The organism is Photobacterium sp. OFAV2-7 (assembly GCF_022347985.1).
In the GTDB taxonomy this organism is placed as follows: Bacteria; Pseudomonadota; Gammaproteobacteria; order Enterobacterales; family Vibrionaceae; genus Photobacterium.
Map to the genome: position 1 here is coordinate 1 of NZ_JAKRFQ010000187.1, position 7,049 is coordinate 7,049.

Below are 7,049 nucleotides of genomic sequence, written 5' to 3' on the forward strand. Positions count from 1 at the left end.
AGGCTACGACGACTTGCGTACGCGCAGATACCATTCGGATAGTAGGCGTACTTGCTTGCGGGTGTAGCCTTTTTCCATCATACGAGCCACGAAGTCATCGTGTTTCTTCTGCTCATCGGTGGATGTCTTGGCATTAAACGAGATGACAGGAAGCAGCTCTTCGGTATTCGAGAACATTTTCTTCTCGATTACGGTACGAAGTTTCTCGTAGCTGGTCCAGTTCGGGTTCTTGCCGGCATTGCTGGCACGGGCACGCAGTACGAAGTTAACGATCTCATTACGGAAGTCTTTCGGGTTGCTGATTCCGGCAGGCTTCTCGATTTTCTCGAGCTCGTTGTTCAGTGCCGCACGGTCGAACAACTGACCGGTTTCCGGATCGCGGTACTCTTGATCCTGAATCCAGAAGTCGGCATAGCTGACATAGCGGTCAAAGATGTTCTGACCGTACTCGGAGTAGGACTCGAGGTAGGCGGTCTGGATTTCTTTGCCGATGAACTCGACATACTTCGGAGTCAGGTAACCTTTTAAGTGCTCGAGGTATTTTTCTGCCATTTCCTGTGGGAACTGCTCCCGTTCGATTTGCTGTTCCAGTACATAGAACAGATGAACGGGGTTGGCTGCCACTTCGGAATGATCGAAGTTAAAGACTCGCGACAGGATCTTGAAGGCGAATCGGGTCGACAGACCGGCCATACCTTCATCGACACCGGCGTAGTCACGGTACTCCTGGTAAGACTTGGCTTTCGGATCCGTATCCTTCAGGGTTTCACCGTCATAGACACGCATTTTTGAGTAAAGGCTGGAGTTTTCCGGCTCTTTCAGGCGAGATAGTACGGTGAAGCGCGCCAGAATTTCCAGGGTGCTTGGCGAGCAAGGTGCGGCTGACAATTCACTGTTCTGAAGCAGTTTTTCGTAAATGCGGATTTCTTCCGATACACGCAGACAATAAGGCACTTTGACGATATAGACTCGGTCAAGGAAGGCCTCGTTGTTTTTGTTGTTACGGAACGTCTGCCACTCAGATTCGTTGGAGTGGGCCAGAATAATACCGTCAAACGGCAATGCAGAAAGCCCTTCGGTACCGTTGTAGTTGCCTTCCTGTGTTGCTGTCAGCAACGGGTGCAGCACTTTCAGTGGCGCCTTGAACATCTCGACGAACTCCATCAGACCCTGGTTGGCCTTACAGAGAGCACCGGAATAGCTGTAGGCATCCGGATCATCCTGAGAGAAGTGCTCAAGCTGGCGGATGTCGACTTTACCGACCAGTGACGAGATATCCTGGTTGTTTTCGTCACCGGGTTCGGTCTTGGCGATACCGACCTGATCGAGAATCGACGGACGGACTTTGACGACTTTGAATTTAGTGATATCACCGCCAAATTCGTGCAGGCGTTTGGCTGCCCATGGTGACATGATGTTGTTCAGATAGCGCTCTGGAATGCCAAATTCTTTATTGAGGATGTCTCCGTCTTCATTTTTATCGAACAGGCAGAAAGGGTGGTCGTTAACCGGGCTGCGTTCGCCGTTTGCTGTCAGTACATAAACAGGTACTTTCTGCATCAGACTCTTAAGCTTTTCGGCCAGTGATGACTTACCGCCACCAACAGGACCCAATAGGTATAGGATTTGTTTGCGCTCTTCCAAGCCTTGTGCCGCGTGCTTGAGATAAGAAACGATTTGTTCAATGGCATCTTCCATGCCGTAGAAGTCTTCAAACGTTTTGTAACGGGAAATGACGCGGTTGGAGAATAGACGGCTCAAACGTGGGTCTTGAGCGGTATCAATCATTTCTGGTTCGCCGATTGCCATCAGCAAGCGCTCTGCAGCATTGACGTAAGCACTGCGGTCATTACGACAGATTTCAAGGAATTCTTGCAATGAAAGCTCTTCATCCTTGGCTTCTTCATAGCGTTGACGATAGTGGTCAAAAATACTCATGGTATGCCCCCTGAATCGTTCTTCAATCAATTAGAAAGGACGAAAACAATTAACTTTCACATCCCTCATATCTTAAGACTAGACCTAACTGATCAAATTGCTTCACTGAGTTGTTGGTTTATAAACTAAATTTCCCTTTTGTCCTTGCCTAACGAACTGAATGTTTTTTGAACATATTCTTACTATCCTCCTATAAATTGGGAATCGCAAGCGGATTTGTTTAAAAAATAGCGTCGATTTTGTTGCGATATTGTGATCTGGGTGGTTGCGAGAAAGTTGAGTCGCATATCAGGAATATTGTTTCATCAATGGTTTTCCTGTCTAAATGTAAAGCTTTTCAGCGTGTAAAAATTTGTCAAAAAGTACTTTGTTTAGGTCAATGTGTTTTTTTGTTCGAGGTGGGGTTTGTGACAGTTTGTTTTCTTTTTGCATTCGGAATTTTGAAGGCAGTTACGGAAATTGGGTCCACCTAAGCTGTCATATATTTGCGATAACGGCATTTTTGGAGGGCGAAATCGATCCCCCTGACATATGCTAGGAGAAGTCACTTGTGGAACGGGGGAGCTTGATTAATGGGGATTTCACGTGTTGATACAGTTTCGATTCCGGTCTCAGACCAGAGTCAGGCCTTGCTCTTTTATCGTGATGCCTTAGGGTTTGAGCTGATACGCGATCATCACGCCGATAACCATAAGCGCTGGATCCAGCTGGCACCGAAAGGGGCCGAGACGACAATCAGTCTAGTCATACCATTTGGCGGCATGAAGGCTGGATCTGTTCAGGGGTTGGTTGTGCAAACAGATGATATCCACACCACGCACAGCGAACTGACGGGCAGGGGAGTGCCTCTTTCTGAGATTGTGACCATTATTGGCGGGCGGTTTGCGACGTTTGCCGATCCGGATGGCAATGGCTGGGTACTCATCGAAACAAACACGCATATGCTTGCCTAGGGACTAGGCTCAGTGAATGTTGCTGATTAAGGCAATGCCGCCGAGATGGCGGCATTGAAAGCAAGGTCTGCTATTACTTCTGCACTGTTATCTGCGTGCTGAGCGTGTGGGATTCACCCGGTGACAATTCGATAGCTTGCTCGTGGATGGTGGATTCGACGCAGACCATTGTCTCAAAGCTGTTGTCTGCCATATCCCCCATGCTGACAGATAGCGCCTGCCATGGATTCCAGATAACAGCAGCATCATGTCCCTGGTTAGTAACTAGAAGCTGCCTCTGGTGAGCTTTGTCATCGATGACAACCGGGTTAGCCGGCGAGGTATAGACGCGATCCGTTTCAGCGTTGAATGTTAGCGTGTCGCCGCCAGTACAGGCTTTGTTACCTTTAGTGCTATCCAGGTAGGCTTCACCCATGTCCGTTACAGCGACGTCGCTGATTGCTGCCACGTTAAAGTAAGTGTGCAGGGCGCCAGTGAATGACCAGGAATGCTCATCGGTATTGGTCGAGGTCAGGCTGACTGTCAGTTCGCGACCAATTTCAAAGGTAATCTCATTATGGAATTTGTGAGGCCAGATAGCGCGAGTTGCCTCGTTGTCTTCCAGCGTCAGTGACACAATTACACCCTGCTCATTTTCGCGGTGCTGATTTAGCGTCCACTGGCTATTACGTGCAAAGCCGTGAGAAGGCGTCGCTACTTTGCCGAACCAAGGCCAGCAGACAGGTATACCACCGCGGATAGCTTTTGCCGTATCAAATTCAGCCTTTTCGCTGAGCCAGATAACGTCTTTCTCTCCTGCAGGCTTGTACCAAATCAGGTGTCCGCCGTGGAGGGAAATACCGGCTTCGGCCAGTTGGTGAATCACACGTACAATTTTGATGCCCTGGAATTCACAGATCGTGACTGCGTCAGATAGTGCTGAAATTGTCGGAAGGTTACGTAAATCCATAAGATCTTCATTCCTTACAGGTTTTAATCGGGTCAATGCTTATTTGATTGGCATCTCGGCGAGATGAAAGGAAATACCAATAAAATAGGGACTTAATTTTATTTAAAAAATATCAGTAAAAATTAAAATAAATTTGTTAAATATGTAGGCACTTTTTTGTCTTTGCTTTATTTGTTGAATAGGGGCCCTGAACTCAACATACAAAAAAGGCGGCTATTAAGCCGCCTTTTGTCATTCTTGCTAAAAGCTTACATTACTTAGAGATGTGAGCGATTAGGTCTAGAACTTTGTTTGAGTAACCGATTTCGTTGTCGTACCAAGATACAACTTTAACGAAGTTATCAGTTAGAGCGATACCAGCTTTAGCATCGAATACAGAAGTCTGAACTTCACCGATGAAGTCCTGAGATACTACTGCATCTTCAGTGTAACCTAGAACGCCTTTCAGCTCGCCTTCAGAAGCTTCTTTCATTGCTGCACAGATAGCTTCGTAAGATGCGCCAGTTTTCAGGTTAACTGTTAGGTCAACTACAGAAACGTTAGCAGTTGGTACGCGGAAAGCCATACCAGTTAGCTTGCCGTTTAGTTCTGGAAGAACAACGCCTACAGCTTTAGCAGCACCAGTTGAAGATGGGATGATGTTCTGAGAAGCACCACGACCACCACGCCAGTCTTTAGCAGAAGGACCGTCAACAGTCTTCTGAGTAGCAGTAGTTGCGTGAACAGTAGTCATCAGACCAGACTCGATACCGAACTTGTCGTTAAGAACTTTAGCGATTGGCGCTAGGCAGTTAGTAGTACAAGAAGCGTTAGAAACGATGTCCTGACCTGCGTAAGTGTCTTGGTTAACACCCATAACGATCATTGGAGTTGCGTCTTTAGAAGGACCAGTTAGAACAACCTTCTTCGCACCAGCAGTGATGTGCTGACGAGCAGTTTCGTCAGTTAGGAAAATACCTGTTGCTTCTGCAACAACGTCAACACCGATTTCGTCCCACTTAAGGTCAGCTGGGTTGCGCTCTGCAGTTACGCGAACTGTTTTGCCGTTAACGATTAGGTTACCGCCTTCAACTTCAACAGTACCGTTGAAACGGCCGTGAGTTGAATCGTACTTCAGCATGTATGCCATGTATTCAACGTCGATAAGGTCGTTGATACCAACAACTTCGATGTCATTGCGCTCTACAGAAGCACGGAAAACGAAACGTCCAATACGGCCAAAACCGTTAATACCTACTTTGATAGTCATTACAGTTGCTCCACAACTTAATTTCTAATGAAAGATAACTGGTAGTAAAATTACAGAATCTTGGGTGACCCTGCAAGCCAAAAACGAACTTAAATTGCGTGAGGTCAAAAAAAAGTTCGGATTTTTTTTACATTCCCACTACAACGGTGCGATTTCGTACAATACTTGTATAAATATCCACCATTGCTGTTGTTAACTTTTAATATCCACACTCAGTTCATCTAAAATATGCTTAAATGAACACGTACATGTAAAATCCTTTCGAGCAGGAAGTATGTGCTACAGTTCGCTTGATTGGCAAATAAATTTGCTTGGCCCAGTGATGGATAAATACAGAAAGGATAGGTAATGTCAGATAAATCAGATGCTTATTGGCGCGATAATTTAACGGCGGAGCAATATCATATTTGCCGTGAACGAGGAACCGAGCGTCCATTTTCTGGAACCTTGCTTCATAACCGCGAAACGGGGATATACCACTGTACTTGCTGTAACAAGCCCTTGTTCCAATCAGAGAATAAATATGACTCAGGATGCGGATGGCCAAGTTTCGATGCACCGATTAGCACTGATGCAATTCGCTATCTGGAAGATAACAGTCATGGTATGCAGCGTATCGAGATCCGTTGCGCCTATTGTGACAGTCATTTAGGCCATGTCTTTCCTGACGGGCCGAAAACAACGGGTGAACGGTATTGTGTCAATTCAGTGTCACTGGCCTTTCAGCCAGGCGCTACGGTTGAAAAGTAATTACAGATTTGATTGTTTGAAGAAGGGCTCGTTGAGCCCTTTTGCATTTCTCCCCAGAGCGAGATCTTAAACATCGGTCAGCCAGCAGACTTAATTGACCATGCTGGCTCTGAAGTTTCCTTTCTCCAGCGCTTCAGATATCTTCTGAGCTTGAATATCTATCGCTTGTCGCTCGTCGTCAGGCATCGGGTAAAAGCTGATCAGTTTTTCCTGGCTGACGACGGAAGCCCCCAGTTCGGTGCCGACTCTTGCCCACAGGTAAGCGTTGGAGATCGATTCTGTCTGATGGGACAAGGTTGCCAGAGACTGGATGATTTCTGGTTTAATATTCTGTCCGCGCTCGTACAGCTCCAGGGCATGCTTGAGCAGTTGGATTGTTTTAGCTTTGTCTTTGTCGGTGTAGTAGGTTGCCAGTGCAAGCTGCAGCTCGGGTGTTTCAAGAGCTGGGGTGCCTTCAAGCTTCAAGAACTGACGTAATGCCCCTTTTTCGCCCTGGCTCCAGCGGTAATAGATAATTTCAGGATCATCGGACTTCGCGAGTTCCTCGGACAACCTTGCAATCGACTTATAGCTATTAATGAGGGCTCTTGTTCGCAGGGTTTTGCGCTCTTTCAGTTCTGTCGGCTCGATTCGAGCAGCGTATTCCAGGCACTTTTGGTAATCGTAGGTGAATTTAAGCTCTTTAAATTTCTCTTCGGCGACAGGATTTTTCAGCACATCATAGCGTTGCCAAATTAGGTTGGTGCGCTGAAGACGACACTGACCATCATTCAGGTTAGTGTTCTCGCAGATCTCCGGATACTTTTCGCATAGGCTGTCTGTTGAACGGTGGCGTTCAAAGCAGCCGCTAAGCAGCGTTAGGCTTACTGCTGCCAGCGATAGTTTCATTAATGTTGTTGATCTACGGGCAATGCTCATATTGGGTAATAGATTACTTTGAGTGTCTAATAGAATTTAGCGACTGGCTATGGTGTTATCTTAACCGATGTATATTGAAAAAAAGCCAAAGGCTCAGATTTTTTTCGCATTGTGATCTGAGGAGCAAAAAAACTGACCGGTAGTTGGCGCTTTGGGATGTAATTGGTATTACTGCCCTTCCTATACTTGTATAGAACTAATTAGAACCAAACTGATGAGGCTAACCTCATCAGATAGGAAGCCTGCATATGGAACTAGAACAACTATTAAAAGTGATGACCCCGGAAGTGAG

At 46.5% G+C, this 7,049-nt stretch carries 6 protein-coding genes; 2 read left to right on the top strand and 4 right to left on the bottom strand.

The window, feature by feature from the left end; all coding sequences use genetic code 11:
• Positions 1-3: 3 nt before the first annotated feature.
• Positions 4-1,938, bottom strand: a complete 1,935-nt coding sequence (locus MHN01_RS11680; RefSeq protein ID WP_239411511.1) for a PrkA family serine protein kinase — start codon at positions 1,936-1,938, stop codon at positions 4-6.
• Positions 1,939-2,510: 572 nt separating this feature from the next.
• On the opposite strand from MHN01_RS11680, the gene MHN01_RS11685 reads away from it, so the two are divergent.
• On the top strand, positions 2,511-2,891 hold the full coding sequence (locus tag MHN01_RS11685; RefSeq protein ID WP_075764906.1) for a VOC family protein: 381 nt from the start codon (positions 2,511-2,513) through the stop codon (positions 2,889-2,891).
• Positions 2,892-2,964: 73 nt separating this feature from the next.
• On the opposite strand, the gene MHN01_RS11690 is transcribed toward MHN01_RS11685, so the two are convergent.
• Together MHN01_RS11690 and gap are read right to left on the bottom strand one after the other, a co-directional pair.
• The gene (locus tag MHN01_RS11690) at positions 2,965-3,840 is read right to left on the bottom strand and encodes a D-hexose-6-phosphate mutarotase (protein WP_239411512.1); all 876 of its coding nucleotides are present in this window, start codon (positions 3,838-3,840) and stop codon (positions 2,965-2,967) included.
• A 253-nt stretch (positions 3,841-4,093) separates the two neighbouring features.
• The gene (gap, locus tag MHN01_RS11695) at positions 4,094-5,089 is read right to left on the bottom strand and encodes a type I glyceraldehyde-3-phosphate dehydrogenase (RefSeq protein WP_239411513.1); all 996 of its coding nucleotides are present in this window, start codon (positions 5,087-5,089) and stop codon (positions 4,094-4,096) included.
• Between the two features lie 348 nt (positions 5,090-5,437).
• Between gap and msrB the strand changes: the two genes are divergently transcribed.
• Positions 5,438-5,839, top strand: coding sequence for a peptide-methionine (R)-S-oxide reductase MsrB (gene msrB, locus MHN01_RS11700; protein ID WP_239411514.1), 402 nt, complete (start codon positions 5,438-5,440; stop codon positions 5,837-5,839).
• Positions 5,840-5,929: 90 nt separating this feature from the next.
• On the opposite strand, the gene MHN01_RS11705 is transcribed toward msrB, so the two are convergent.
• The gene (locus tag MHN01_RS11705) at positions 5,930-6,727 is read right to left on the bottom strand and encodes a DUF2989 domain-containing protein (protein WP_239411515.1); all 798 of its coding nucleotides are present in this window, start codon (positions 6,725-6,727) and stop codon (positions 5,930-5,932) included.
• Positions 6,728-7,049: the final 322 nt, after the last annotated feature.

Coding starts and splice junctions, on each gene's coding strand:
- MHN01_RS11685 (WP_075764906.1), top strand. CDS start 2,511: ATGGGGATTTCACGTGTTGATACAGTTTCGATTCCGGTCTCAGACCAG.
- gap (WP_239411513.1), bottom strand. CDS start 5,089: ATGACTATCAAAGTAGGTATTAACGGTTTTGGCCGTATTGGACGTTTC.
- MHN01_RS11705 (WP_239411515.1), bottom strand. CDS start 6,727: ATGAAACTATCGCTGGCAGCAGTAAGCCTAACGCTGCTTAGCGGCTGC.
- msrB (WP_239411514.1), top strand. CDS start 5,438: ATGTCAGATAAATCAGATGCTTATTGGCGCGATAATTTAACGGCGGAG.
- MHN01_RS11680 (WP_239411511.1), bottom strand. CDS start 1,938: ATGAGTATTTTTGACCACTATCGTCAACGCTATGAAGAAGCCAAGGAT.
- MHN01_RS11690 (WP_239411512.1), bottom strand. CDS start 3,840: ATGGATTTACGTAACCTTCCGACAATTTCAGCACTATCTGACGCAGTC.